Source organism: Micromonospora sp. NPDC093244 (genome assembly GCF_040683695.1).
GTDB lineage: Bacteria > Actinomycetota > Actinomycetes > Mycobacteriales > Micromonosporaceae > Micromonospora.
The window spans coordinates 248610-273037 of record NZ_JBFBEO010000001.1 but is presented as its reverse complement, the minus strand read 5'-3'; the positions used below and the strand labels follow the sequence as shown (position 1 = coordinate 273037).

General features: G+C 73.4%; 24 protein-coding genes, 3 pseudogenes and 1 riboswitch. Of the genes and pseudogenes, 21 read left to right on the top strand and 6 right to left on the bottom strand.

Annotated elements, in window-relative coordinates; all coding sequences use genetic code 11:
- Positions 1-156 precede the first annotated feature (156 nt).
- The 7 genes and pseudogenes from AB0N27_RS01280 to fabF all read left to right on the top strand — a co-directional run bounded on the left by AB0N27_RS01280 (position 157) and on the right by fabF (position 6880).
- On the top strand, positions 157-1350 hold the full coding sequence (locus AB0N27_RS01280; RefSeq protein ID WP_364362431.1) for a histidine kinase: 1194 nt from the start codon (positions 157-159) through the stop codon (positions 1348-1350).
- Positions 1347-2027: a response regulator transcription factor gene (locus tag AB0N27_RS01275; RefSeq protein WP_364362430.1), complete on the top strand. Its 681-nt coding sequence runs from the start codon at positions 1347-1349 to the stop codon at positions 2025-2027. The genes AB0N27_RS01280 and AB0N27_RS01275 overlap by 4 nt, the downstream gene beginning before the upstream one ends.
- A gap of 30 nt (positions 2028-2057) precedes the next feature.
- Positions 2058-3347: pseudogene (locus AB0N27_RS01270) on the top strand (helix-turn-helix domain-containing protein); the annotation flags it as partial.
- 78 nt (positions 3348-3425) lie between these two features.
- Positions 3426-4337: pseudogene (locus AB0N27_RS01265) on the top strand (ACP S-malonyltransferase); the annotation flags it as partial.
- A 41-nt stretch (positions 4338-4378) separates the two neighbouring features.
- Entirely contained in the window at positions 4379-5323 is a 945-nt protein-coding gene (locus AB0N27_RS01260; RefSeq protein WP_364362429.1) for a beta-ketoacyl-ACP synthase III, read from the top strand.
- Between the two features lie 88 nt (positions 5324-5411).
- Positions 5412-5651, top strand: a complete 240-nt coding sequence (locus tag AB0N27_RS01255) for an acyl carrier protein (RefSeq protein ID WP_053653162.1) — start codon at positions 5412-5414, stop codon at positions 5649-5651.
- A 2-nt stretch (positions 5652-5653) separates the two neighbouring features.
- Positions 5654-6880, top strand: coding sequence for a beta-ketoacyl-ACP synthase II (gene fabF, locus AB0N27_RS01250; RefSeq protein WP_357990302.1), 1227 nt, complete (start codon positions 5654-5656; stop codon positions 6878-6880).
- Positions 6881-6932: 52 nt separating this feature from the next.
- On the opposite strand, the gene AB0N27_RS01245 is transcribed toward fabF, so the two are convergent.
- On the bottom strand, positions 6933-7151 hold the full coding sequence (locus AB0N27_RS01245; RefSeq protein WP_364362428.1) for a hypothetical protein: 219 nt from the start codon (positions 7149-7151) through the stop codon (positions 6933-6935).
- Between the two features lie 261 nt (positions 7152-7412).
- On the opposite strand from AB0N27_RS01245, the pseudogene AB0N27_RS01240 reads away from it, so the two are divergent.
- Positions 7413-7634: pseudogene (locus tag AB0N27_RS01240) on the top strand (lipoprotein); the annotation flags it as partial.
- A 21-nt stretch (positions 7635-7655) separates the two neighbouring features.
- Here AB0N27_RS01240 and AB0N27_RS01235 read toward each other — a convergent pair.
- Both AB0N27_RS01235 and AB0N27_RS01230 read right to left on the bottom strand, forming a co-directional pair.
- The gene (locus AB0N27_RS01235; RefSeq protein ID WP_364362427.1) at positions 7656-9392 is read right to left on the bottom strand and encodes a glycoside hydrolase family 3 N-terminal domain-containing protein; all 1737 of its coding nucleotides are present in this window, start codon (positions 9390-9392) and stop codon (positions 7656-7658) included.
- A gap of 84 nt (positions 9393-9476) precedes the next feature.
- Complete coding sequence (locus AB0N27_RS01230; RefSeq protein ID WP_357990294.1) at positions 9477-9968, bottom strand: DUF3145 domain-containing protein; 492 nt, start codon at positions 9966-9968, stop codon at positions 9477-9479.
- A gap of 307 nt (positions 9969-10275) precedes the next feature.
- Between AB0N27_RS01230 and AB0N27_RS01225 the strand changes: the two genes are divergently transcribed.
- A complete protein-coding gene (locus tag AB0N27_RS01225) occupies positions 10276-10605 on the top strand; it encodes a hypothetical protein (protein WP_139585908.1) in 330 nt (109 codons plus the stop codon).
- Positions 10606-10706: 101 nt separating this feature from the next.
- On the opposite strand, the gene AB0N27_RS01220 is transcribed toward AB0N27_RS01225, so the two are convergent.
- Positions 10707-11354 carry a carbonic anhydrase gene (locus AB0N27_RS01220; protein WP_364362426.1) on the bottom strand — a complete coding sequence of 216 codons (648 nt, stop codon included), beginning with the start codon at positions 11352-11354 and terminating at the stop codon, positions 10707-10709.
- A 149-nt stretch (positions 11355-11503) separates the two neighbouring features.
- Here AB0N27_RS01220 and AB0N27_RS01215 point away from each other — a divergent pair, with 149 nt between their 5' ends.
- The 5 genes from AB0N27_RS01215 to AB0N27_RS01195 all read left to right on the top strand — a co-directional run bounded on the left by AB0N27_RS01215 (position 11504) and on the right by AB0N27_RS01195 (position 17815).
- Positions 11504-12445, top strand: a complete 942-nt coding sequence (locus tag AB0N27_RS01215; RefSeq protein ID WP_364362425.1) for an alpha/beta hydrolase — start codon at positions 11504-11506, stop codon at positions 12443-12445.
- Between the two features lie 109 nt (positions 12446-12554).
- A complete protein-coding gene (locus tag AB0N27_RS01210) occupies positions 12555-14672 on the top strand; it encodes an AAA family ATPase (protein WP_364362424.1) in 2118 nt (705 codons plus the stop codon).
- 107 nt (positions 14673-14779) lie between these two features.
- The gene (locus AB0N27_RS01205) at positions 14780-15697 is read left to right on the top strand and encodes a cation diffusion facilitator family transporter (protein ID WP_364362423.1); all 918 of its coding nucleotides are present in this window, start codon (positions 14780-14782) and stop codon (positions 15695-15697) included.
- A gap of 142 nt (positions 15698-15839) precedes the next feature.
- Positions 15840-15971, top strand: a riboswitch (cyclic di-AMP (ydaO/yuaA leader).
- 56 nt (positions 15972-16027) lie between these two features.
- Positions 16028-17041 (top strand): hypothetical protein, encoded by a 1014-nt coding sequence (locus AB0N27_RS01200; protein WP_364365925.1) that lies wholly within the window; start codon positions 16028-16030, stop codon positions 17039-17041.
- Positions 17042-17161: 120 nt separating this feature from the next.
- Complete coding sequence (locus AB0N27_RS01195; RefSeq protein ID WP_364362422.1) at positions 17162-17815, top strand: hypothetical protein; 654 nt, start codon at positions 17162-17164, stop codon at positions 17813-17815.
- A 386-nt stretch (positions 17816-18201) separates the two neighbouring features.
- Here the strand turns inward: AB0N27_RS01195 and AB0N27_RS01190 are convergent, their stop codons facing one another.
- A complete protein-coding gene (locus AB0N27_RS01190) occupies positions 18202-18669 on the bottom strand; it encodes an SRPBCC family protein (RefSeq protein ID WP_364362421.1) in 468 nt (155 codons plus the stop codon).
- Positions 18670-18838: 169 nt separating this feature from the next.
- Here AB0N27_RS01190 and AB0N27_RS01185 point away from each other — a divergent pair, with 169 nt between their 5' ends.
- A complete protein-coding gene (locus AB0N27_RS01185) occupies positions 18839-19816 on the top strand; it encodes a PfkB family carbohydrate kinase (protein WP_364362420.1) in 978 nt (325 codons plus the stop codon).
- Positions 19813-20640: a 5'/3'-nucleotidase SurE gene (locus AB0N27_RS01180; protein ID WP_364362419.1), complete on the top strand. Its 828-nt coding sequence runs from the start codon at positions 19813-19815 to the stop codon at positions 20638-20640. Before AB0N27_RS01185 ends, AB0N27_RS01180 begins: the two co-directional genes overlap by 4 nt.
- Before the next feature lie 8 nt (positions 20641-20648).
- Here AB0N27_RS01180 and AB0N27_RS01175 read toward each other — a convergent pair whose 3' ends face one another.
- Positions 20649-21011 (bottom strand): STAS domain-containing protein, encoded by a 363-nt coding sequence (locus AB0N27_RS01175; protein ID WP_130403378.1) that lies wholly within the window; start codon positions 21009-21011, stop codon positions 20649-20651.
- Positions 21012-21318: 307 nt separating this feature from the next.
- Between AB0N27_RS01175 and AB0N27_RS01170 the strand changes: the two genes are divergently transcribed.
- The 5 genes from AB0N27_RS01170 to AB0N27_RS01150 all read left to right on the top strand — a co-directional run bounded on the left by AB0N27_RS01170 (position 21319) and on the right by AB0N27_RS01150 (position 24420).
- Complete coding sequence (locus AB0N27_RS01170) at positions 21319-21459, top strand: hypothetical protein (protein WP_364362418.1); 141 nt, start codon at positions 21319-21321, stop codon at positions 21457-21459.
- A gap of 138 nt (positions 21460-21597) precedes the next feature.
- Entirely contained in the window at positions 21598-21996 is a 399-nt protein-coding gene (locus tag AB0N27_RS01165; protein WP_139581881.1) for a hypothetical protein, read from the top strand.
- Between the two features lie 631 nt (positions 21997-22627).
- The gene (locus tag AB0N27_RS01160) at positions 22628-23314 is read left to right on the top strand and encodes a BON domain-containing protein (protein ID WP_364362417.1); all 687 of its coding nucleotides are present in this window, start codon (positions 22628-22630) and stop codon (positions 23312-23314) included.
- Between the two features lie 66 nt (positions 23315-23380).
- The gene (locus tag AB0N27_RS01155) at positions 23381-23875 is read left to right on the top strand and encodes a redoxin domain-containing protein (protein ID WP_364362416.1); all 495 of its coding nucleotides are present in this window, start codon (positions 23381-23383) and stop codon (positions 23873-23875) included.
- Positions 23872-24420, top strand: a complete 549-nt coding sequence (locus AB0N27_RS01150; protein WP_364362415.1) for a DsbA family protein — start codon at positions 23872-23874, stop codon at positions 24418-24420. Before AB0N27_RS01155 ends, AB0N27_RS01150 begins: the two co-directional genes overlap by 4 nt.
- Positions 24421-24428: the final 8 nt, after the last annotated feature.

Sequence of the window (24428 nt, the reverse complement as noted above, 5' to 3'; positions counted from 1 at the left end):
GTGGGAGAGGAGATCCGGATCCACCCTTCGACGGACCCGCCGGTCGGGTGCGGCGGCCGGCGCGGGATGCGGGTACCCCTTTCGGCGCATGCCGGGGCCGGCAAGGTCCTCCCCCGGTCGGAGCCCGCGGGCCGACGGCTGTGGTGGGATCGGAGCATGCGACTGCCATCGTGGCTCGGCTCCGGCACACCCGGCCGGGACCTCGCGTTGGCCGGCGCGTCACTCGGCGGTGGCCTGCTGCTGTACGGCCTGGGCATGCAACCGCAGATCAAGCCGCACCCGGACGTGCCGCCCGCCGTCTTCCTGGCGCCCCTGCTGGCGGTGTGCGTAGCAGTCGGCCTCCGTCGGGTCGCACCACGCACCAGCCTGGCTGTGGGTACGGCGGCGCTCGTGGTGGACACGGCGCTCGGCAACTCGCTGGGCACCGTCGTGGTCTACACGCAGGTGATCTACGACGCCTGCGTGTACGGCCCACCCCGGCTGTGGCGGTGGCTGCTGCGGATCACCGTGGCGCTGAGCCTCATCGGGGTCGCGGCCGGCGTGCTCGGGTTCGGCCAGTGGCGCGGTGCGGCTGTCGGGGTTCCGGTGGTGCTCGCGGGACTGCTGCCGGTGCTGACCGGGATCAGCGTGCGGCAGTACCGCGACCAGGCGGCCGCCGAGCGGGCCCGGGCCGAGCAGACCGCGCGGCTGGTCGAGCTGGACCGCCGGCAGGCGGTGAGCGCCGAACGGGCCCGGATGGCGCGGGAGCTGCACGACGTGGTGGCCAACCACCTGAGCGCGGTGGCCATCCACGCGACCGCCGCGTTGTCGGTGCGCGGGTTGGATCGCGGCCAGGTCGAGTCGGCCTTGCGGGTGATCCGGGAGAGCAGCGTGCAGGGCCTGGCGGAGATGCGGCAGATGATCGAGGTGCTGCGGGATCCGGGAACCGGCGGCACGCCACCGGACGACGCGCTGGGCGAGACGGTCACCGCGCGGCTCGCCGAGACGGACCGGCTGGTGGAGGGGATCCGGGCCGCCGGCCTGGCGGTGCGGGTCCGTACCGACGGCACGCCGGGCCCGCTGCCGGTGGGGGTGGACCTGGCCGCGTACCGGATCGTGCAGGAGTCGCTGACCAACGCGCTCAAGCACGGCGCCGGCGACGCGGAGCTGGTCATCGCGTACCGGCCTGCGGAGGTGGTGGTGACTGTGGAGAATCCGGTGCGCCGAGGCGGGGCGGGACTGCCCGGCGCCGGAGCCGGGCTGATCGGGATGCGGGAACGCGCCACGCTGCTCGCCGGGCGGTTCAGCGCCGGGCCACAGGACGGCCACTGGCAGGTGCGCGCGTCGCTGCCCACCGGGGCCGGCGAATGAGCGGGCCGGCCGACGTCGAGACGGCGGTGCGAGTGCTGCTGGCGGACGACCAGCCGGCGGTCCGCGCCGGGCTGACGCTCATCCTGGCCGCCGCTCCCGGCGTCGAGGTGGTCGGCGAGGCCGCCGACGGCGACGAGGCGGTCGTGCTGTGCCGGGAGCTGCGCCCGGACGTGGCGGTGCTCGACATCCGGATGCCGCGCCGGGACGGGATCTCCGCGACCCGCGCCATCGTCGCCGAAGGCCTCGCCGACGTGCTGGTGCTCACCACCTTCGACCTGGACGAGTACGTCTTCGGCGCGCTGCGCGCCGGAGCGGCAGGTTTCCTGCTCAAGCACACCGACGCCGCCGGACTGGTCGAGGCGGTGCGGACCGTGGCGCGCGGGGACGGATTCATCGCGCCCGCCGTGACCCGCCGGTTGATCGCTGCCTTCGCGTCGACCGCGCCTGGCGCCTCGACGGCCACCCACGCCGCGCTCGGCACGCTCACCCCACGGGAACGGGACGTCCTGGCCTGCCTGGGGCTGGGATTGTCCAACCAGCAGATCGCCGAGCGGCTGACGATGGCGGAGAGCACCACCAAGACACACGTGAGCCGGATCCTGGCGAAGTTGGACCTGCGCAGCCGGGTGCAGGCCGCGATCCTGGCCCAGGAGGTGGGCCTGCTCGCGCCGCCGTGACCGCGCCCACCCCGGCCCGACCGGAAGATCCAGGTCAGCGCGTGTCAGGCTAGGGCCGTGGGTACGTCCGGCGGTGGAGAGCTGACGGCCACGCTGCGCCGGATCGAGCGCGCGGCGGGGGCCCTCGCCACCGCGAGCGTGGCCAGGATGGACGAAACCCTGCCCTGGTTCCGCGCCCTGCCGGCCGACCAGCGGTCCTGGGTGATGCTCGTGGCTCAGGCGGGCGCCCGGTCGCTCGTGCAGTGGCTGCAGGACGGCGGCGGCACGGCGGACAGCACCCAGGAGGTCTCCGACGAGGTCTTCGCCGCCGCCCCGCAGGCCCTGGCCCGGTCCATCACCCTCCAGCAGACCGTGGCGTTGATCAAGGTGACCATCGACGTGGTCGAGGAGCAGGTGTCACACCTGGCCGCCGAGGGCGAGGAGCAGCAACTGCGCGAGGCGGTGCTGCGTTTCTCCCGGGAGATCGCGTTCGCCGCCGCCCGGGTGTACGCGCGGGCCGCCGAGTCGCGCGGCGCGTGGGACGCCCGGTTGCAGGCCCTGCTCGTCGACGCGCTGCTGCGGGGCGACTCGCCGGATGTGCTGGCCAGCCGGGCCGCCGCGCTGGGCTGGGCGGACGCGCCACCGGTCGCCGTGGCGGTAGGTCGTTCCCCCGGCGGAGAGGTCTCCGCCGTGCTGCACGTGGTCTACCGCCAGGCCCGCCGGATCGGCGTGGAGGTGATCGGCGGGGTGCACGGCGACCGGCTGGTGATCGTGCTGGGCGGCGCACCGGACCCGTTGGCGGCGACGGCCAACCTGCTAGAGGCGTTCGGGGACGGTCCGGTGGTTGTCGGTCCGGCCGTACCGAGCCTGGACGAGGCGACGGAGTCGGCGCGGGCCGCGCTGTCCGGTTTCCGGGCGGCTCCGGCATGGCCGACCGCCCCCCGACCGGTGCCGGCCGCCGACCTGCTGCCCGAGCGGGCCCTCGCCGGCGACGCGGAGGCCCGCCGCCGGCTGCGGCACGACGTGTACGCGACGCTGGTGCGCGCCGGAGGCGAATTGCTGGGCACCCTTGACGCGTTCCTGGCGGCCGGTGGCACGCTGGAGAGCGCCGCGCGGGCGCTGTTCGTGCACCCGAACACGGTGCGGTACCGGCTGCGCCGGATCGCCGAGGTGACGGGCTTCTCGCCGCTGTCGCCCCGGGACGCGTTCGCGCTCCAGGTGGCGCTGACCGTCGGCCGCCTGGATCCGGCCCCGGTGACCCCGCCCGTCCCGACTCAGACAATGACCCCGACCAACCGGAAAACCGCCCAAACCGATGATGACCCCCGACGATCTTTGTAGGAAACCTCCAACGGTCCTAGTGTGGTTTGGTCGAGGCCGGCACCGCGTCGGCAGCGCTTATCCGGGAGAGTCATAGTCGTGCTCGCCGTACTTAGTCCCGGCCAGGGTTCCCAGAAACCCGGCTTCCTGACCCCCTGGCTCGACCTGACCGGCACCAAGGCGCGACTGCGCTCGTGGTCCGCGCTGGCCGGGGTCGACCTGACGCACCTGGGCACCACCGCCGACGCGGACGAGATCAAGGACACCGCACGCACCCAGCCGCTGCTCGTCGCCGCCGCGCTGCTCGCCGCCGAGCACCTGCCGCTGCACGACGTGACGCTCACCGCCGGCCACAGCGTCGGCGAGCTGGGCGCGGCGGCGCTGGCCGGAGTGCTGACCGCCGACGCCGCGATCACCCTCGCCGGCGTACGCGGCCGGGAGATGGCCGCGGCGTGCGCGCTGGAGCCGACCGGGATGGCGGCCGTGCTCGGCGGTGACCCCGACGAGGTGCTCGCCGCCATCGCGGCGCACGGACTGCACGCCGCCAACCGCAACGGGGCCGGTCAGATCGTCGCCGCCGGCTCGGTCGACGGGCTGGACAAGCTCGCCGCCGAACCGCCGGCGAAGGCCCGGGTCATCCGGCTCCAGGTCGCCGGCGCGTTCCACACCCCGTACATGGCGCCGGCCGAGACCGCGCTTGCCGCTGTCGCCGCCGGGATCACGCCCGCCGACCCGGAACGGATCCTGCTGTCCAACCTCGACGGCACCGCCGTCGAGGACGGCCAGGAGATGGTGCGGCGCCTGGTCCGCCAGGTCACCGCCCCGGTCCGGTGGGACCTGTGCATGCGCGCGCTGGCCGACCCCGGGGTGACCGGGGTGATCGAGCTTCCCCCGGCGGGCACGCTCGCCGGGCTGGTCAAGCGCGAGCTGAAGGGCAACGGAGCCCCGGAGATCGTCACCCTGAACACCCCGGACGACCTGCCCGCCGCCCGCGACCTGATCGCCCGACACGGCACGCCCGGCCAATCGCCCGCCCTCACCGGAGGTCTCTCATGACTGGCAGTCGCATCGTCTCGATGGGGCACTACCAGCCCTCGCGGGTGGTGACCAACGACGACATCGCCCAGCTCGTCGACACCAACGACGAGTGGATCCGGGACCGGGTCGGCATCGTCAGCCGGCGGATCGCCGACAGCGAGACGGTCGCCGACATGGCCACCGCCGCCGCCGGCAAGGCGCTCGCCAACTCGGGCCTGAGCCCCGCCGACATCGACCTGGTAGTGGTCGCCACCTGCTCCTCGATCGACCGCAGCCCCAACGTGGCCTGCCGGGTCGCCGCGAAGCTGGGCATCACCGCGCCTGGCGCGTTCGACGTCAACACCGCCTGCTCGGGCTTCGCGTACGCGCTGGGCATCGTCGACCACGCCGTCCGGGCCGGCGCGTCGCGCAACGCGATAGTCATCGGCGCGGAAAAGCTCTCCGACTTCACCGACTGGACCGACCGCTCCACCTGCATCATCTTCGCCGACGGCGCCGGTGCCGCGGTGGTGACCGCGAGCGCCGAGGACGAGCCGGCCGGCATCGGCCCGGTGGTCTGGGGTTCGGTGCCGGAGAAGAGCGACGCGGTCCGCATCGAGGGCTGGCGCCCGTACATCCAGCAGGAGGGGCAGTCGGTGTTCCGGTGGGCCACCACGGCGCTGGCGCCGCTGGCCCTGCAGGCGTGCGAGCGCGCCGGGGTGGCCCCGTCGGAGCTCGCCGCGTTCGTGCCGCACCAGGCCAACTCCCGGATCATCGACGGCATCGCCAAGCGGCTCAACATCCCCGACGCGATCATCGCCAAGGACATCGTCGAGTCGGGCAACACCTCGGCGGCGAGCGTCCCGCTGGCCCTGTCCAAGCTGGTCGAGCGGCGGGAGGTGCCCTCGGGCGCACCGGTGCTGCTGTTCGGCTTCGGCGGCGGTCTGACCTACGCCGGTCAGGTCGTCCGCTGTCCCTGAGATCCCCTCGGGCGCGTAACGCGCGCCCAGGAGTGGCGGCCGGCGACGCCGACCGTCGGACAACCCCCGATGAAAGGAACCAACCGCAATGACCCGTGACGAGATCACCACCGGCCTCGCCGAGATCCTCGAAGAGGTTGCCGGGGTGAACCCGGACGACGTGGCCGAGGGGAAGTCCTTCACCGACGACCTCGATGTCGACTCGCTGTCCATGGTCGAGGTCGTCGTGGCCGCCGAGGAGAAGTTCGGCGTCAAGATCCCGGACAACGAGGTGCAGAACCTGAAGACCGTCGGGGACGCCGTCAGCTACATCGAGGCGCAGTCCTGATCATGAGTCGTCCTGACGTCGTCGTCACCGGGCTCGGCGCGACGACCCCGCTTGGCGGGGACGTCGCGTCGACCTGGGACGCCATGCTCGCCGGCCGCTCCGGGGTGAGTGCGCTCACCCAGGAGTGGGCCGAGCAACTGCCGGTCCGGATCGCCGCCCAGTTGGCCGTGGAGCCGTCCGAGGTGCTGGACCGGGTCCGGCTGCGCCGGCTGGACCGTTCCGAGGCGATCGCGCTCATCGCGGCCCAGCAGGCCTGGGCGGATGCCGGCCTGACCGACTCCGGCATCGACGGGGAGCGCCTCGCGGTGAGCGTCGGCTCCGGTATCGGCGGTGCCACCACCCTGCTCGCCCAGGACGACATCCTGGAGGCGTCCGGGCCGCGGCGGGTCTCCCCGCACACCATCCCGATGCTCATGCCCAACGGTCCGGCCGCGTGGGTCGGGCTGGAGCTGGGCGCCAAGGCCGGCGTGCACACGGTGGCCAGCGCCTGCGCCACAGGTGCCGAGGCGATCGCACTGGGTCTGGACATCATCCGCGCCGGCCGCGCCGACGTGGTGGTGGCCGGCGGCACCGAGGCGGTCATCCACCCGCTGCCGATCGCCGGGTTCAGCTCGATGCGGGCCATGTCGACCCGCAACGACGAGCCTGAGCGCGCCTCCCGCCCGTGGGACACCGGCCGCGACGGCTTCGTCCTCGGCGAGGGCGCGGGCGTCGTGGTGCTGGAGCGGGCCGACCACGCCGCCGCCCGGGGCGCCCGGGTGTACGCGCGTCTGGCCGGCGCCGGCATCACGTCCGACGCGTACGACATCGTGCAGCCGCACGCCGAGGGTGAGGGCGCCATCCGGGCCATCGCCAAGGCGATCGCGGACGCGGACGTGGCCAAGCGGGACATCGTGCACGTCAACGCGCACGCGACCTCGACCCCGGTCGGTGACATGCTGGAGATCGGCGCGCTGCACAAGGCGCTCGGCGATCACCCGGTGCTCGCCGCCACCAAGTCGATGACCGGTCACCTGCTCGGTGCGGCCGGCGCGCTGGAGTCGATCGCCACCATCCTGGCCATCCGGGACGGCGTCGTTCCTCCGACGATCAACCTGGATGACCCGGAGCCCGGCCTCACCCTCGAGGTGGCCGCGCACAAGGCCCGGCACATGGAGATCCCCGCCGCGCTGAACAACGCGTTCGGCTTCGGCGGGCACAACGTGGCTCTCGTGTTCACGCGTCCCTGAGCCTGCCCCGTGACGGGCCTCCTCCGCGCCGGAGGGGGCCCGTCGCGCGTTTTCACGCCCGGTTGCGGGGGTGTTGCCGCGCGACGCGCTCGTTGCCCCGGCGGTAGTTGCCCGTCCAGCGGGCCATCACCAGCTGCGGGTCGTCGTCGACCTCGGCGAGGAACTGCGCCGCCCGGGCGCCGCGCAGCGTGCTGGCCACCCGCCCGTGATGGGTGATCACCACCGCACCGTCCGCCCGGTGTACGAACCCGAATCCCTCTGCCACGCCCATCCGCGAAGGCTGTCAGACCGACCGGGGGCGGCGCGAGCCGATTTCGGCTCCGGCGCGGGCCGCGTACCCGATTGACGTCGCCGTCCCGTGCGGCTTTGATGGGCCCACTGAAGATCGACTTACCGGGACTCGCCACCATGGACACTCGTACCCGCGTCGCCGCGCTGGGCAACCTCACCCTCTGCCTGCTGGTCGGTTGCGGCGAGGAGGCCGGCGCTCCCGCCGGGCGGACCAGCGGGCAGCCGGCCGCAGGCCACCGGCGAGCCGTTCCGCGACGTCCGGGCCGACGCCTTCGACGCCACCGAGACCAGCTGGCTGACCACCAGCGAGTTGACCGGGGAGACCTCACGAGCCTGGGCGCTGGCCGTCCGGTCAGCGGGGCAGACCCTGGTCTTCACGGTCAACGAGGGCCTCGTGACCGGACGGGACGACGTCCTGCCGGCGTACCGGCTCGCGGTGCGGGGCCTCGCGACCACGACGTGAGACCGTCCGGGGCGGGCCGGGTCAGTCGCTGACGCAGGTGGTGGCGGGCAGGCCGGGCACGGCGACCGGAGAGCGGCCGCCCGGCCGGGCCTTGCCGGCCAGCACCGCCGCCAGTGCGGTCATCGACGCCCGGGTGGAGGAGTACGTGGCCAGCAGCGTCGGCGACTTCGCCTTAGCCAGGACGTACGGGGTGTCCATGGCGACCGTGACGGCGGCGTCGGCGCGCAGGTCACCGTCACCGTCGCCGTAGCCCACCAGGTGGACCACCGTGCCGCCGCTGGGCTTGACCGCCACGCCTGCCGCGGTCAGCGCGGAGGTGAGGGCCGCCCGGGTGCCGTCCCGGCCGTCCGACGAGGTGACTGTCACCGGTCCGCGTACCGGGCCACCGCAGGCGCCGCGCAGCACGGTGACGGCGCCTGCCGCCAGCGCCTGCGCGGCCGACCGGTGCGCCGGCGCGTTGAGCGTGGACATCGGCGCGGTCGGCACCTCCGCGAGCCGGAACTTCATGGTGAGCACCCGGGTGACCGCCTCGACGAGCCGGGCCCGGGGCAGCGACCCGCCGCGCAGCGCGGCGAGCAGCCCGTCGTACGCCTGGCCGACGTTGGGGGTCATCAGGATGAGGTCGTTGCCGGCGTTCATCGCGCGCACGGCGGCCTCGCCGGGCGCCCAGCGCTTCGCGGGAGCCATGTTCATCCCGTCGGTGATCACCACGCCCTGGAATCCGAGCTGGCCGCGCAGCACGTCGGTGAGCAGCTTGTGCGAGAAGGTCGCCGGGGTGCCCGGGTCGATGGCCCGCGCGTCCAGGTGCCCGGACATGACGGCCATCGCTCCGGCGTCCATGCCTGCGGTGAACGGCGGCCACGCGCCGCTCTTCAGCGCCGCCGCGGACTGGGTGAGCACCGGCAGGTCCTGGTGCGAGTCGTCGGCGCTGTGGCCGTGGCCCGGGAAGTGCTTGAGGGTGGCCGCGACGCCACCGGCCTGGAGGCCCCGGACGGCGCCGCCGACCTGGGCCGCGGCACGCTTCGGGTCCGCCCCGTACGACCGGGAGCCGATCACTGTGCTGCGGGTGGCAAGCACGTCGGCGACCGGGGCGAAGTCGACGTTGATCCCCATGGCGGCGAGTTCGGTGCCGGCGGCCCGCCAGGCGGCCTCGGTGAGCTTCGGGTCGCCTGCCGCGCCTGCCGCGAGGGCGCTGGGCAGCACGGTGACGCCGTCGCTGATGCGGGTGACCACGCCGAACTCCTGGTCGGTGCCGATCAGGAAGGGCGCCGGCCCGGTGGCGAGCCGGCCGGCGGCGGCGCGCAGCCCCGTGGTCAGCTCGTGCACCTGCTTCGGGTTGTCGACGTTCGTGGTCTCCTGGTTGCCCTTGGTCGGGTCGTCCGCGCTGAACCCGACCAGGATCAGCCCACCCAGCCGGTACTTGGCGATCATCTGGGCGGGGGTGTCGACACCGGCGAGGGCCTGGTTGCCGGCCGCCGAGCCGGCTGAGACCTTCGTCGCCGAGTCGCCGTACGCGTACGGCATCAGCACCTGGCCGACCAGGTCCTCGTCGGAGAGGGTGGCGACCAGAGCGGCGGCACGGGCGGCGGGGTCGGCGGGCGGCGTCGTGGCGGGAGCGCTGGGCCCGGCGGGCGTGCCGGTCGGGCCGGGCGTCGGCTCGGGGCCCTTCGGGGTACCCGAGCAGCCGGAGACGAGCAGGGCGGTCAGGGCGGCGACGGCGACGCTGGCGCGTAGCGGGCGAATCGGCACGCCGACCATCCCACCAGTTCCCCCTTATCGGGGCAACTTGACCTTACCGGTCGGCGTCGTGGCCTCCCGGTGAGCGCCAGGGTGACGGCCTGGTCAGCCGACCCTGGTGAGCAAGGTCACCGGTGCGCCGTCCCCGGCGTACCGGTAGGGCTCCAGGTCGGTGTCCCACGCGGTGCCGAGCGCCTTGTCCAGAGCGTGCGCCAGCGCCTCCGGGGCACGGGAGCCCGCCATCAGGGCCCGCAACCGGTCCTCGCCGAGCTGGATGTCACCTGCCGCGCCGACGGTGGCCCGGAACAGACCACGGGCCGGCACGTACATGAATCGTTCACCGTCGGCGCCGGGACTCGGCTCCTCGGTGACCTCGAAACGGATCATGGGCCACTGCCGTAGGGCAGCAGCCAGCTCGGCGCCCGTCCCCGGACGACCGGTCCACCCGCATTCGGCCCGGCGGGCGCCGGGATCGACGGGCTGAGCCGTCCACTGCAGGTTGACCGGCGCGGCTAGGACGCGCGCGATCGCCCACTCGACGTGCGAGCACACGGCGAGCGGGGTCGAGTGGACGTATACGACGCCACGCGTTGGCACGGTGACCTCCCGGAGAGCGAGGTGCGTCTTCCCCTACGACCTCGTCCACCCGAGTGGTTGCTGCAACACATGATGACTCGTGTGACTGATGATGCGCCAGGGAATCGGAAAAAACGCCGGGTGGAATAGCCGGACGGGTGGTCTCCGTTGCCTCTCAGGACACCGCGACGACCAGCCTGATGTCGTGGTCATGTACAGTTCCACCGGCGGCTTATGCCGCGTTACACCCTCGCGGGCCGAGTCAGTGTGGTCCGCACACAGCCCCCGGACGTCCAGTCCTCCCGTACGTCTTGCAAGGAGTACCTCCGTGGCGAGCAACACCTCTAAGACCGCGCGCGCGTCCGTCCGGGCCGGCCAGGCTGGCCAGGGTGGCGCCCTCAGCGTGCTGGGCGAGTTCAAGTACCTCATCCCGCTCAACGGCGGCAAGCACGCCTACGTGCGGAACCTGACCAACGGCAAGACCGCGCACCTGCGTACCGACTCCGACGCCTTCGTCGAGGAGATCCGGGTGCTGGCCGCCGCCGGCCACGCCGCCAAGATCCGGGCGGAGATCAACAACCTGGCCACCACCTACCCGAACGACGGCTGGGAGGCCACCGAGAAGCGCCTGGTCGCGGCCGGCGTCTTCGAGGGCTGACCTCTCCCCCACCACAGCACCGCCGAACCGCCCGCCGGGATGTCCCGGCGGGCGGTTTCGCGTCCGCACCAGCGACCGGCAGCGGTTCAGGCCGGCAGCGGTCAGGCCGGGTCGACCAGGGCCACCTCGCCGGTGGCCAGGTCGTAGAGGCCACCGACCACGGCCACCCGCCCCGCGCCTACCGGCCCGGCCAGCAGATCATCGACCCGCAGCGCGTCCACCGTGCGGCGGACGTGCCGGCGGATCGCCAGCGCGAGCACCTCCGGGTCGTCCAACCCCACCTCCAGCACCGCCGGGGCGATCTCGTCGACCAGGTGGCCCAGCGAACCTCCGGGGCGCTCACCGCCGCGCAACGCGTCCACCGTGGCGCCCACCGCGCCGCACCGCTCGTGGCCGAGCACCATCACCAGAGGTACGCCGAGCTGTCCGACCACGTACTCGATGGAGCCGCACACCGCGCGATCGAGGACGTGCCCGCCGGTGCGGATCACGCAGATCGCGCCGAAGGTCTGGTCGAAGATCGCCTCCAGCGGAACCCGCGAGTCGATGCAGCCGAGCACCACGGCGTACGGCTGCTGATCGCCGGAGGCGGTCGCCGCGGCTGCCGTCACGTCGTGCCCGTGGACCGGTTGGCCGCTGACGAACCGCCTGTTTCCGCTGAGCAGGTCGGCCAGCGCGGCGCGGGGCGTGCCGCCGGCCAGCCGCCCCGGCTCCGGCGTCGCGCCCATCGGCGCCCCCGACGACCCCATGCCGTTCAGCTTGGCCCGCCGTGCGCGGTTCGCGGGCGGGGTCGGGAATGTTCGCCACGGCGCGATTGACGTGGTCTGATGGCGGGTAGCCGGTGTTACCGCCGGGTATCCCGGTGCTGATGGTGCCGGGCGGCCCTGGGGAGGTGGCGATGCCGGAGCGTTTCGAGGTCGGTGTACCCGACGGCGTGCGGCTGCACGTCGAGGTGACGGGGCCGGCAGACGCCGAGGTCACTGCCGTCCTGCTGCACGGCTGGACACTGGACGGGCGGGCCTGGCACCGGCAGGTCGAGGCGCTCACGGCGGCACCCGGCGGCGAGGCCGTGCGGGTGGTCACCTACGACGCGCGGGGGCACGGGCGGTCCAGCTGCATGGCGCTGCCGACCGCGACCCTGGAACAGCTCGGCGACGACCTGGCGGCGGTGCTCGACACGGTGGCGCCGACCGGGCGGGTCGTCCTGGTCGGGCACTCGTTGGGCGGCATGACGATCATGGAGTACGCGCACCGCCACCCCGCGCACTTCGCCGCCCGTACGGCCGGACTGGTCTTCGTCTCGACCACCGCCGAGGGGCACACGCACACGGTGTACGGCCTCTCGCCCCGCATCGCCCGGCTGATCCGGCTCGCCGAGACCACAGGCGCCGGGGTGCTGGCCCGGTGCGGGTCCTGGCGGGCGCCCCGGGCACTGCTGCGGGCGCTGCAACCGAGCATCAGGTGGATGCTCTTCGGCGACAGGTGCGAACCTGCCGACATCCGGCTGGTCACCTCGGCGGTGGCCCGCGCCTCGCTGCGCTCGATAGGCGGTTTCCGGGCCTCCATCGGCGCCCAGCACCGGCTGGACACCCTCGCCGCGCTTGCCCACCTGCCGGCCGCCGCGCTCGTCGGCGACCGCGACCGGCTGACCCCTCCCCCGTGTGCCGAGTCGATCGCCGCGGCGCTGCCGGCCACCGAGCTGACCGTGTGCCCCGGCGCCGGGCACATGCTGATGATGGAACGCCCGGACGAGGTGAACTCCGCGTTGACAGGGGTTCTGCGTCGCGTACTCGCCGGGGCGCCGATGGGCGGCGCGACTCCCGCCGGCGCGGGCGCCTGAGCGCACGTTCGCGCACCTCGGGCGCGGCGGGCCCGGCCCGGGGCCGTACCCTTCTGCGGTTGGCCCGCGCGGTTCGCGCCGTCTGCCGGCGACATCGAAGGAGCGTGCGTTGACCGACCAGACCGCCCTGGAGCAGGAGATAGCCGTCGAGCAACGGCACCTCGACCGGGTGTACGCCCGACTGGCCGAGCTGCGCCGGTCGGCGGTACGCGCCGAGCGGGACGGCTACCGGATGGCGCGGGTGGGCACGTTCGGCGCGCTCGTCGAACGCGACGCGATGGTCTTCCACGCCGCACAGCGGCGGCACACCCTCGACGCCGAGCACGAGGGGCTGGTCTTCGGCCGGCTGGACCTGCGGGACCGGCAGACGCTGCACGTCGGGCGGCTCGGCATCCGCGACGAGGACGCCAGCACGCTCGTCGTCGACTGGCGGGCGCCGGCCGCCGCCGCCTTCTACCAGGCCACCCCGAACCAGCCGCTGGGCGTGGTGCGCCGCCGCACCATCCAGTCCCGTGGTGAACGGGTCACCCGTGTCGAGGACGACCTGCTGGACCCGTCCGCCGCCCCGGAGGGGATGACTGTGGTCGGGGACGGCGCGCTGCTGGCCACCCTGTCGCGGGCCACCGGCCGGGGCATGCGCGACATCGTGGCGACGATCCAGCGGGAGCAGGACGAGGCGATCCGCTCGCCCGGTTCCGGTGTGACGATCGTCGCCGGTGGTCCGGGGACCGGCAAGACGGCTGTCGCCCTGCACCGGGCCGCCTTCCTGCTGTACTCCGACCGCAGCCGGTACGCCGGCGGCGGCATCCTGGTGGTCGGCCCGTCGTCGGTCTTCGTCGAGTACATCGCCTCGGTGCTGCCGTCGCTCGGTGAGGACACCGCGACCCTGCACTCGTTGGGCACCCTCTTCCCGGGCATGACCGCGACCCGTACCGACCCGCCCGAGGTGGCGGCGGTGAAGGGCTCGCTGCGGATGCGCCGGGTGTTGGAGCGGGCGGTCCGCGACGCCGTGCCGGGCGGGCCCGGCGAGCTGCGGCTGCTCTACCGGGGTGCGTTGCTGCGGCTGGACCGGGCCGAGCTGGACGCGATCCGGGACCGCGCGCTGCACCGGGGCGCCCGGCGCAACGAGGTGCGGCGGGCGGGCTTCGACGGGGTGTTCGCCGCGCTCTGGGCACAGGCCCGCCGGCTGAACGTGGGCCGGTTGCCGGAGCAGCGGGCCTTCGAGGACGAGATCGCCGAGCGCACGGAGTTCCGGGAGTTCCTCAAGGGCTGGTGGCCGCGACTGCACCCCCGGCACGTGCTCGGCTGGCTGGCCCGGCCGGACCGCCTGCGCCGCTACGCGGGCGGGATCCTCTCCGGCGCGGAGATCCGGTTGCTGGGCGCGGCGTACCGGGAACTGGACTCCGCCGGGTTGACCATCGCGGACGTGGCGCTGCTCGACGAGTTGGACGCACTGCTCGGCAAGCCGGCGCAGCCGGCGCGGGCGCGGCGCGACCCGTTCCAGCTCGCGGGCGGGGTCCGGGAGCTGAGCACCTTCGGCGACCGGCAGCGCGCCGCGCGGGCGGCGGCCCGGGAACGGCCGGCGGACTACCGGGAGTACGCGCACGTGGTGGTCGACGAGGCGCAGGACGTCTCGCCTATGCAGTGGCGCATGATCGGTAGGCGCGGCCGGTTGGCGTCCTGGACGGTGGTGGGCGATCCGGCGCAGACGGCGTGGACCGGTGACCCGGAGGAGCTGACCCGCGCGCGGGACCAGGCGCTGGGCCGGCGCAAGCGGCACGATTTCACGCTCACCACCAACTACCGCAACTCGTCGGAGATCTTCGCGGTGGCGGCGGCGGAGATCCGCCGGCTCTACCCGGACCTGTCGCTGCCGACGGCCGTGCGTTCCACGGGGGTCGACCCGGTCGAGCTGATCGTGCCCGCCGCCGGGTTGGAGACGGCCGTCGTGGAGGCGGCCGCCGGTCTGCTGGCGGAGGTGGACGGCACGGTCGGCGTGATCACGCCGGTCCCCCGCCGCGACGAGGTCGCCGGCTGGCTGGGCACGCTTGGCGCACCGCGCCTGCAGGTGGTGACCAGCCTGGAGGCAAAGGGCATGGAGTACGACGGGGTGGTGCTGGTCGCCCCGAGCGAGATCCGGGCGGATCCGGGTGCCGGGGTACGCACGCTCTACGTGGCGCTCTCCCGGGCCACGCAGCGGCTCACCACCGTCGACCCGACCGGCTGATCAGGCCCCGACGAGCACCGTCGGGGCGGGTGCCGCCGTATAGTTGCACACATAGCGATGTGCGCATACATTTGACCGGGTCCGACTGGCGGCGGAGGGTGGGTTTCGTGGGCGCAGGTCATGACCACCACCACGCGTCGGTCGCCAATGCCGCACACCAGCACCGGGGACGGCTCTGGGCAGCGTTCGGGCTGCTCGCCGCCCTGATGGTGGTCGAGGCGGTGGCGGCCTTCCGCACCGGCTCGCTGGCTCTGCTCTCCGACGCCGGGCACATGTTCACCGACGTGCTCGGCATCGGCATGGCACTCGCCGCGATCACCGCCACCCGCCGGTCGACAGGCGACCCGCAGCGCACCTTCGGCCTCTACCGCCTCGAGGTGCTCGCCGCGCTCGCCAACGCCGTCCTGCTCTCCGGCGTGGCGGTCTACGTGGTGATCGAGGCGATCCGCCGGTTCGGCGACCCGCACGAGGTGCTGGCCGGCCCGATGCTCGCGGTCGCCGTACTCGGCCTGCTCGCGAACGTGGTCGCCTTCGCGCTGCTGCGTGCCGGCGCGCGGGAGAGCATCAACCTCCAGGGGGCGTACCTGGAGGTGCTCGGCGACCTCCTCGGCTCAGTCGGCGTGATCGGCGCGGCGCTGCTCATCACGGTCACCGACTGGTGGTGGGCCGACCCGCTGGTCGCGGTCGCCATCGGCGTGTTCATCCTGCCGCGCACGTGGCGACTCGGCCGGGCCGCCGTCCGCATCCTCGTGCAGGCTGCCCCGGAACACCTCCAGGTCACCGCCGTACACGACCGGCTCGCCGCAGTGCCCGGCGTGGTCGAGGTCCACGACCTGCACGTCTGGACGCTCACCTCGGGCATGGAGGTGGCCTCCGCGCACCTGACCATGGCGCCCGGCGCGGAGGTCGGCACGGTGCTCAGCGCGGCGCGTACCGCCCTGCACGACGACTTCCGGATCGAACACGCGACGCTCCAGATCGAGCCCGGCGCCGCGCCCGGCGCCTGCGGCTCGGTCGAATGGTGACTGCGTTTCGAGAAGTACGTTCGCATTTGCCCGAGTTTTTGGTCATGACGCACGCACCGTCCGTCACATCGGCTGCAAGCGCCCCACCTGCCCCGGTAGGCTCGGTCCCGGCCTCCACCAGGCGGCGCCCTCCCGGCGCCGGTGGCGGCCGCCGCCTAATCGCCCGAGCGGGCGAACCGGGGAACCATGTTCCTGGGGTGCATCCGCGTCAGCGGTAGGGATCTTCCGTCCCGAACCCGTCAGCTAACCCGGTCGGCGGCTGACGGAAGGACATGCGTAGTGGCACCAGCACGACCACCCGCCGCCCGCCTGGCGGCCCTGATCGTCGCGATGCTCGCCCTCGGCGTCGCACTCCCGGCCGGGGCGGCGGCCGCTCCCCCGACCACCCAGCGGGCCGCCGCGGCACCCGACAGCGACGAAGAGGGCGGCACCCCCGCGCTCCGCGCCCAACTGGAAGCCGCCAGCAAGGGCTACCTGGACGCCAAGCGCGCCCTGGACACCTCCGTGCAGCGGCAGCAGCAGCTCACCACCCAGCTCAAGACCACCGAGGCCGAACTGGAGGCCCGCAGCGGCAAGGTCGGCGAGATCGCCGGCGTCGCCTACCGCACCGGCCGCCTCGGCGCGATGTCGGCGCTGCTCAACAGCAACACCCCGGAAGGCTTCATGGACCGGGCCGCCGCGCTGGACGCGGTCGCCGCCAACGAGGACCGGGTGCTACGCGACCTGATCGCCACCAAGGACGAGGCCACCCGCACCCGGGTCGCCCTGGACGGCGAGATCCGCGAGCAGCGCAAGCAGGTCGCCGTGATGGCCAAGCGCAAGGAACAGGCCGAACGGGCCCTGACCGTGGCCACCACACCCAAGCCGCAGACCACCTCCGACGGCGGCTCCAACCGGGGGACGTCCAGCGCGAACGCCACGGCCGCGACGCGCAACTCCGACGGCTCCTGGCCCTCGGAGTCGTGCAGCGTCGACGACCCCACCCCGGCCAGCGGCTGCATCACCCCGCGGACCCTGCACGCGCTCAACCAGGCAAAGGCCGCCGGCTTCACCCGCTACGTCTCCTGCCACCGCTCCGGCGGCTCAGGCGAACACCCGAAGGGTCGGGCCTGCGACTTCGCCGCGCAGAAGAACGGCTTCGGCGGTGACGCCACAGGCGGCGACAAGACGTACGGCAACAACCTGGCCGCCTACTTCATCCGCAACGCCGACCGGCTCGCCGTGCTGTACGTGATCTGGTACCGGCAGATCTGGCTGCCCAGCAGCGGGTGGAAGTCGTACAGCGGGGCGGGTGGCGACCCGTCCAGCGACCACACCAACCACGTGCACCTGTCGGTGTACTGACCCCACCCGTGGCCGGCGCCCCGAACCGGGGGTGCCGGCCACGGGTACGTCAGCGGGCGTACCCCTGATGTCGCCGACGGTCGGACGACCCGGCGGCGGCCCGGCGGCAGCATCGTTCCCATGCGACTTCCGCCCACGGCCCGCAAGGCACTGCTCACCCTGCACCTGGTCACCTCCCTCGGCTGGCTCGGCACCGACCTGGTGCTGCTCACCCTCGGCGTGGCGGTCCAGCGCGGCGCCGACCCGGACACGGTCTACCCGGTCACCGCGCTGCTCGGCACCGTGCTGTTCGCGCCGCTGAGCGTGCTGGTCTGGCTGATCGGCGTGGCCAGCGCACTCCTCACCCCCTGGGGACTGCTGCGCTACCGCTGGGTGCTCGTCAAACTCGTGCTCACCACGGTGATGGTCGGGCTGGTCCTGTTCCTGCTCACCCCGAACCTGCGCCACGCCGGAGCCCTGGGGGCCGCACTGCCCGCCCGGGACCGCGCCGACCTGGTGATCGCCCCCGCCGTCTCGACCAGCCTGATGATCATCGCGACGGTGCTCTCCACCTACAAGCCCTGGGGCCGCCGCCCCATCCGCCCAGCCCGCCCCACCAGCGCAGCCCAAACCGCCCGCGCCGGTCGCACCGGTCGTGATCGCGCCGACCGCGCACGCCCTGCCACCCCCGCCGCCCTTGCCGGACCGGCCAGACCCGCCGGCCCTGCCGCCCCTGCCGGAGCCGCCGGAGCCGCCGGAGCCGCCGGCCATGATCGCGCTCGATCCAGGAAGTAGTGGCCTCGGCGTCGTGGGACGCCACTACATCCTGGATCGAGCGCGATCTTGCGGGAGCGCACCCGCCCGCCCGAGCAAGATCCGCGCAAGTTCAGGGATGTTGCTGCCTCCAGCGCGCCGGAGGCAGCAACATCAGGGAAGCTGCGCGGATCTTGGCGGCACGGCCGCAGGGCGGGCGCGGCGCGGCGGGGCGGGGCGCGATGCGGCGGCGCGGCGGCGGCGCGGGCGGCGGCGCGGCGGGGGCACGGCGGGCGGGGCGGCGGGGGCGCGGGCGGCGGCGCGGCGGGCGGGGCGTGGAGGCGGAGGGCGGCGGGCGGAGGGGCGCGGAGCCCAGCGAGGGCGCGGAGGCGCGGCGGGGCGGGGCGCGGCGGGGGCGTGGAGGTGGGTCAGGCGGGGGGTGGGGGGTTGCTGGCGAGTTCGAGGGCCGGGCCGAGGCGGCTGGCGAGGGCGAGGTGGGCGGCCCGGGCCTGGCGGAACGCGTACCGGAACAGCGGGGCGGGAGCGCTGAGGGTGATCTCGACGTCCACCCGGAGCAGGCCGTCCGATTCGGGGCGTAGGCGGGTGTGGTTGTGCACCGTGGTAGCGGGCCACTGGCGGGCCACCATCACGATCTCGTCGTCGTCGCTGGTGAGCACGTCCGCCTGGTAGGTGGTCCGGAAGCGCAGCGGGCCGGCCACCAGCCGGTCGCTGATGGCGTAGCTCGCCAGGGCGCCGGGGCGGGGCGGCAGTTGTCGGACGTCCACGATCAGTGGGTGCAGTTCGCCCTGCCGGGTCAGGTCGCTGAGCAGTGCGGCGGCGTCAGCGGCTGAGCACCGGGCCTGGACGGTGTAACTGAAGGTATCGCGCCTGAGCACACCGTCTCCCGCCGTCGCTTGTCGCCCGATCGTGCCGTACACCGATCGGGCTGGCAACGCCCGTCGGACAGCGGCCGATGCCACGTCGGCCGCCAACTGTCCCATTAAGATCGGTTAGTACGGAATTACTGACCGTGACGGAGGGCGGATTCATGAACGGTGGCGACAGGTGAGCGGGCACGTGATGGTCTTCGCGCCCACTCCGCAACTGACCGTGACCGTGGACCAGCCCAACGACCACACCGAACTGCACCTGCACCCCGGTGGGCAGGGCGTGTGGCAGGCCCGGATGGTGCTGTCGCTGGGGGTCGACGTGGTGCTCTGCGCCGCTCTCGGTGGCGAGATCGGCCAGGTGCTGGAACCGCTGCTGGTCAGCGAGGGGGTGGACCTCAAGGTGGTGGTCCGCGACTCCGGCAGCGGCGGGTACGTGCACGACCGGCGGGGCGGGTCGAGGCAGGAGGTCGTCGACGTGCCAGGGCAGCCGTTGAGCCGCCACGAGCTCGACGAGCTCTACAACCTGGCCCTGGGTGAGGGTCTGCGAGCCCCCGTGAGCATCCTCAGTGGACCCAACGAGCCGTGGCTCGTCCCGCCTGACCTGTACCGGCGCTTCGCCGCCGACCTCGGGGCCAACGGTGGTCAGGTCGTCGTCGACCTCTCCGGCGACCACCTCGGGGCGGTGCTGGACAGCGGGGTCTTCTTCCTCAAGGTGAGCCACGAGGAGCTGATCCGTGACGGCCGTGCCCGCAGCGACGAGATGCCGGAGCTGACCCGGGCCATGTACGACCTGCACGCCGCGGGCGCCGAGACGGTGGTGGTGAGCCGGGCCGACCAGCCGGCGTTGGCGCTCATCGACGGGGAGCTGTTCGACGTGGAGATGCCCCGGCTGGAGGCCGCCGACCCGCGCGGAGCGGGCGACTCGATGACCGCCGGGGTGGCCGCAGTGGTGGCCGGCGGCGGGGACATCCGGACCGCCATCCGTACCGGCGCCGCCGCCGGAGCGCTCAATGTGACACGGCACGGCCTGGGCACCGGTCGCCTGGACTCGATCACGGGTCTGGTGGAGCGGGTGCGGCTGGTACCTGCCGACAGCCGCCCGCAGGAGCGCACCACCCCGGACGAGTTGGCCGATCGGGTGGTCGAACGATGACACTGCGGGTCCTCGTCACCAACGACGACGGGATCGCCGCTCCGGGCATCCAGGCGCTGGCCTGGGCGGCGACGCGGCGAGGGCTGGACGTGGTGGTCGCCGCACCGCTTGAGGAGGCCAGCGGCACCAGCGCCGCGATGAGCGCGACGGAGCGCGACGGGCGGGTGGTCGTGCACGACCATCCCCTGCCCGATCTGGACGGTGTGCCGGCGTACGGAGTTGGCGGCACTCCCGGTTTCATCACGCTCATCGCGCTGCACGGGGCATTCGGCCCGCCGCCGTCGGTGGTGCTGTCCGGCATCAACCGGGGCGCCAACGCCGGTCGCGCGGTGCTGCACTCCGGCACTGTGGGCGCCGCGTTCACCGCCGCCACGAACGGCTGCCGGGCGATGGCCGTCTCCCTGGACGTCCTGTCCGCCGGTGAGGCCACCGCCGCCAGCGGTGGCGCCGCGGTGGACGCCGCCGCCCGGGTACGCGACGCCGAACGGCACTGGAGCACCGCCGCCCGGGTCGCCCTCGACCTGCTCCCCCGACTGACCTCCGCGCCGATGGAGAGTGTGCTCAACGTGAACGCCCCGGACCTGCCGTACGAGCGTCTGCGCGGAGTGCGTCGCGGGACGCTTGCGAGTTTCGGTCAGGTGCAGATGACGGTCGCCGAGTCCGGGCACGGCTTCGTGCGTACCGCACTGGAGGAGCCGGGTCAGGCCGCGCAGCCCGGCACGGACGTGGCGTTGCTGGCAGCGGGGTACGCGTCGGTGACGGCCATCCGGTCGGTGACCGAACTGACCGACGTGGACCTGACCGACCTGGACGAGCAGCGCTGACGCGACGCTCAGGCGCCGGGAAGCACCTCGGGGGTGGCGGCGCCTGCGAAGTAGGGCTCCGGAGCGCCGAAGAGGCCGAGCAGGCCGGTCACCCAGAGCTGCCGGTGCACGAACCGGCTCGGCTCGGTGACCACCAGCTTGACGCCACTGACCTCGGCGGTCTGGAAGCCGGCCACCATGGCGCTGATGCCGACGGAGTCGATGAAGGTGACAAGCCTCATGTTCAGTTCGATGCGCAGGGGGCGGCCCTTGGCCAACACCTCCGCGATCGCCTCGCGTACCTCGTACGCGGTGTCGACGTCGATCTCACCTCGCGGGGCGATCTCCACCACACCACCGGACAGAACCGACTTCACGATCGACAGGCTCACGCGAGCACCTCCACCCGCCCGTCCCCCGGGCGCCTCATCAGTACGCGGGCCGCGACCGAGAGTATTCCTCCGACGGCCTCGGTCGCCACCCCTCGGGATGAGCAATTCGCGGATCTGGGCACAACAGGGCTCCCAGTTCCGAAATTTTTGTTATTCGATCACTCGGCGGCCGGTCGGAGCCGGCGCGCCGCCGAACCAGGGTAGCGGTCCCGGTCCGAACCGCCCGACGACCCGCCGCCGCCGGCGTGGGTTGCCGACGCCACCTAGCATCGGCCCGGGACACCCACGGTGACGGAGAGGACCTTCAATGATCAAGAGACTGGCCGGCCTGGCCGGCGTCGGCGTCCTGCTCGCCCTCGTACTGGCCTGCGGTTTCGGTGGTGGTGGCGACGACGATGACGACGATGACGACTTCGCAGCTCGCCCGGCGGTGGTGACGGTTCGCTGAACCGGCGCCGGGCGGGCAGCGGGCCGGGTTTGCGCCGGGCCGCAGCGGGGCACTGCCAGTGAGGCGAACCGTGACGCGCTGAACAGACGCCGACGTCCGATGTGGCCGGCGGATTCGGCACCCGAGGAGGTAACCACGATGTTCGGAACCAACCTGCTGGACCGCCGCAGCAAGCCGGAGCGGATCGCGGACCAGGCGTGGGAGCACCTGGTCTCCGCCGTCAGCTCCGCGGGGGACAGCGTCCGAGACACCGCCCGTTCGGCCCGCCGCAGCAGCGGCGACCTCGCCGACGGCGCCGGTGACCTGGTCGGCTCCGCCGCCGAGGAGGCGCGGCGACGGGCGTCGCTGGCCTTCGACGCGCTCGCCGGGCGTCAGCCGGCCCTGCCCTGGACGCTGCTGATCGGCGCCGCGCTCGTCGGAGCGGCTGTCGGCTGGGCCGTCGGCTCGGCCGCCCGGGCCGCCGGCAGCCGCGACGACCGCGCGGTCGAGGACGTGGAGTTCGTCGACGTGGACCGCCCCAACTCCCCCGCCGTCTGAACCGGACCGTCCGAGCCGAGGCGCCTGGACCAATCCGCCTGAGACGACACGCGTGAGCCCCGCCCGACCACGGTCGGAGCGGGGCTCATTCGTGCCCCGCTCCGCCGCGCCTTCCCGAGTCGCGGGCGGAGGGGAACGCGACGCGGGGGCGGTCTTGGTGGGCCGGTCCGCCGGGTTGCCGGACCCCTCAGGCAGCCCGGCGAACCGGTGATCTGGGTCGGTCCCGGTGCTGGGCACACGGCGGGACCGCTTGCGCAGCTGCGGTTTCTTCGGAGTGGACGCCGGGGGACGGGGCCGAACTCCGGTGGTGGCGCCGGGCCCGGGGGACGAGCACGGCGGCGGGGGCGACGACGGTGAAGGCGCGGGGCTGCCCTGGCTCCCACCACCCGACGCGACGACTCCCGCTGTCGAGGAACTTCTTCACCGTAACCGATAGTCAACGACTTTGGAAGCGCTCCCATCATCGACGTTCATGACCGACGCAAGCGTCCCACCACAAGCCCCGGGCACCTCCGTCACCCGCACCGGGCGAGGACGGCTCACCCCTTTACCCGGCACGATCGGACCCCGGCGGGCCTGCGGCCACTGTCGTCGGCCGGTCCGCCGTACCGACGTACCGGAGGAGGGACAGATGGCCATCGCGACGATCAGCCGCACCGACCAGGACATCCAGTCCGCCGTACTCGACGAACTGACCTGGGAACCGCGCGTGCAGCCGCACGAGATCGGGGTGACCGTCGACGAGGGCGTCGTCACGCTCACCGGGCGGGTGGACAGCTACGCGAAGAAGTGGGCCGCCGAACGGGCCACGCACCGGGTCGTCGGGGTCCGGGCGGTCGCCAACGACGTGACAGTCCAACTGCCCGGCAGCTCCGAACGCGCCGACCCCGACCTGGCCGCCGCGGCCGGCCACGCCCTGGAATGGGACGCGTTCGTACCCGTCGAGAAGCTCCAGGTGACCGTCTCGGCCGGCTGGGTGACACTGCACGGCGAGGTCGAGTGGGAGTACCAGCGGCGCGCCGCCGAGCGTTCGGTGGGTCGGCTCACCGGGGTACGCGGGGTGAGCAACGGGATCACCGTGCGCCCGGCCGCACCACCGGACGGCCAGAACCTCGCCGACCGGATCGTCGACGCCCTCGCCCGCGCCGGAGCCACCGAGGCGGAACGGATCACCGTGCGGGTGCACGGCGACACGGCAGTGCTCGCCGGGCTGGTGCACTCGATGCCCGAGCGGGCCGAGGTGGAGCAGGTGGTCTGGTCGGCGCCGGGCATCCGGGAGGTGCAGAACCACATCGCCGTCGCCCCGGTGCTGCACTGACCGCGTACGCGGAACCACCCGGGGCGGGTGAGCCGGCCTCACCCGCCCCGGACGCAGGCTGGGGGCATGAGTGATCCGAACGGGCTGATCCAACCTGGGAACCCCGCGCCCGGCTTCACCCTCGCGGCCACACCCGACGGGCAGCAGATGGGGCCGGAGCAGTTCCGCGGCCGGCCGGTCGTGCTCGCCTTCTATCCCGCCGACTGGAGCCCCGTCTGCGGTGACCAGATGGCGCTCTACCAGGCGGCGGCGCCGGTGTTCGACCAGTACCGCGCCGCGGTGCTGGGCATCTCGGTGGACAGCATCTGGTCGCACCGGGCGTTCGCGCAGGCCCGGGGCATCGAGTTCCCGCTCCTGGCCGACTTCGAGCCCAAGGGTGAGGTGGCCCGCCGCTACGGCGCGTACGCCCCGTGGGGCGAGGCCCAGCGGGCCCTTGTGGTGCTGGACCAGAACGGGACTGTGACGTGGAGCTACCTGTCCCCGCCGGACGTCAATCCGGGCGCGGACGGCATCTTCGACGCACTGGACCGGCTCGCCGAGCAGGGGGTGATGGCACGATGAGCACGCCACTTCAGGTCACCGCCCGACTCCGGGATCCGGTGACCACCGAGGACCACGCCCGGGGGCCTGTCGACGCCCCCGTGACAGTCGTCGAGTACGGCGACTTCCAGTGCCCGTTCTGCGGCGCGGCGTACCCGAACCTGCACGAGATGCTGCGGCAGCGGGCCGACACCGTACGCCTGGTCTACCGCTACTTCCCGATCGCCAACGTGCACCCGTACGCCGAACGTGCCGCCGAGACCGCCGAGGCCGCCGCGGCCCGGGGAAGGTTCTGGGAGATGCACGACTGGCTCTACGAGCACCAGGACCAGTTGGATCCGGTGCACCTGTCGCTCGGCGTCGAACAGGTGGGGCTGCCGCCTGACGAGCTGGACGCGGAGGTGCAGAGCCGGGCGCACGCCGACCGGGTACGCCGCGACTTCGCGGGCGGCATCCGCAGCGGTGTGAACGGCACCCCGACGCTCTTCGTCAACGAGGTCCGGCACGAGGGCGGGTACGACCTGCCCGACCTGTTGGCCGCGGTGGACGCCGCCGCGAACACCTGACCGCCCTA

What these genes read in the sequence shown, in the direction of transcription:
- AB0N27_RS01260 (WP_364362429.1), top strand. Translation starts at nt 4,379, where the DNA reads ATGACTGGCAGTCGCATCGTCTCGATGGGGCACTACCAGCCCTCGCGG.
- fabF (WP_357990302.1), top strand. Translation starts at nt 5,654, where the DNA reads ATGAGTCGTCCTGACGTCGTCGTCACCGGGCTCGGCGCGACGACCCCG.
- AB0N27_RS01275 (WP_364362430.1), top strand. Translation starts at nt 1,347, where the DNA reads ATGAGCGGGCCGGCCGACGTCGAGACGGCGGTGCGAGTGCTGCTGGCG.
- AB0N27_RS01255 (WP_053653162.1), top strand. Translation starts at nt 5,412, where the DNA reads ATGACCCGTGACGAGATCACCACCGGCCTCGCCGAGATCCTCGAAGAG.
- AB0N27_RS01195 (WP_364362422.1), top strand. Translation starts at nt 17,162, where the DNA reads ATGCGACTTCCGCCCACGGCCCGCAAGGCACTGCTCACCCTGCACCTG.
- AB0N27_RS01245 (WP_364362428.1), bottom strand. Translation starts at nt 7,151, where the DNA reads ATGGGCGTGGCAGAGGGATTCGGGTTCGTACACCGGGCGGACGGTGCG.
- AB0N27_RS01180 (WP_364362419.1), top strand. Translation starts at nt 19,813, where the DNA reads ATGACACTGCGGGTCCTCGTCACCAACGACGACGGGATCGCCGCTCCG.
- AB0N27_RS01150 (WP_364362415.1), top strand. Translation starts at nt 23,872, where the DNA reads ATGAGCACGCCACTTCAGGTCACCGCCCGACTCCGGGATCCGGTGACC.
- AB0N27_RS01215 (WP_364362425.1), top strand. Translation starts at nt 11,504, where the DNA reads ATGCCGGAGCGTTTCGAGGTCGGTGTACCCGACGGCGTGCGGCTGCAC.
- AB0N27_RS01200 (WP_364365925.1), top strand. Translation starts at nt 16,028, where the DNA reads ATGCTCGCCCTCGGCGTCGCACTCCCGGCCGGGGCGGCGGCCGCTCCC.
- AB0N27_RS01155 (WP_364362416.1), top strand. Translation starts at nt 23,381, where the DNA reads ATGAGTGATCCGAACGGGCTGATCCAACCTGGGAACCCCGCGCCCGGC.
- AB0N27_RS01280 (WP_364362431.1), top strand. Translation starts at nt 157, where the DNA reads ATGCGACTGCCATCGTGGCTCGGCTCCGGCACACCCGGCCGGGACCTC.
- AB0N27_RS01165 (WP_139581881.1), top strand. Translation starts at nt 21,598, where the DNA reads ATGTTCGGAACCAACCTGCTGGACCGCCGCAGCAAGCCGGAGCGGATC.
- AB0N27_RS01160 (WP_364362417.1), top strand. Translation starts at nt 22,628, where the DNA reads ATGGCCATCGCGACGATCAGCCGCACCGACCAGGACATCCAGTCCGCC.
- AB0N27_RS01220 (WP_364362426.1), bottom strand. Translation starts at nt 11,354, where the DNA reads ATGGGGTCGTCGGGGGCGCCGATGGGCGCGACGCCGGAGCCGGGGCGG.
- AB0N27_RS01170 (WP_364362418.1), top strand. Translation starts at nt 21,319, where the DNA reads ATGATCAAGAGACTGGCCGGCCTGGCCGGCGTCGGCGTCCTGCTCGCC.
- AB0N27_RS01235 (WP_364362427.1), bottom strand. Translation starts at nt 9,392, where the DNA reads ATGGTCGGCGTGCCGATTCGCCCGCTACGCGCCAGCGTCGCCGTCGCC.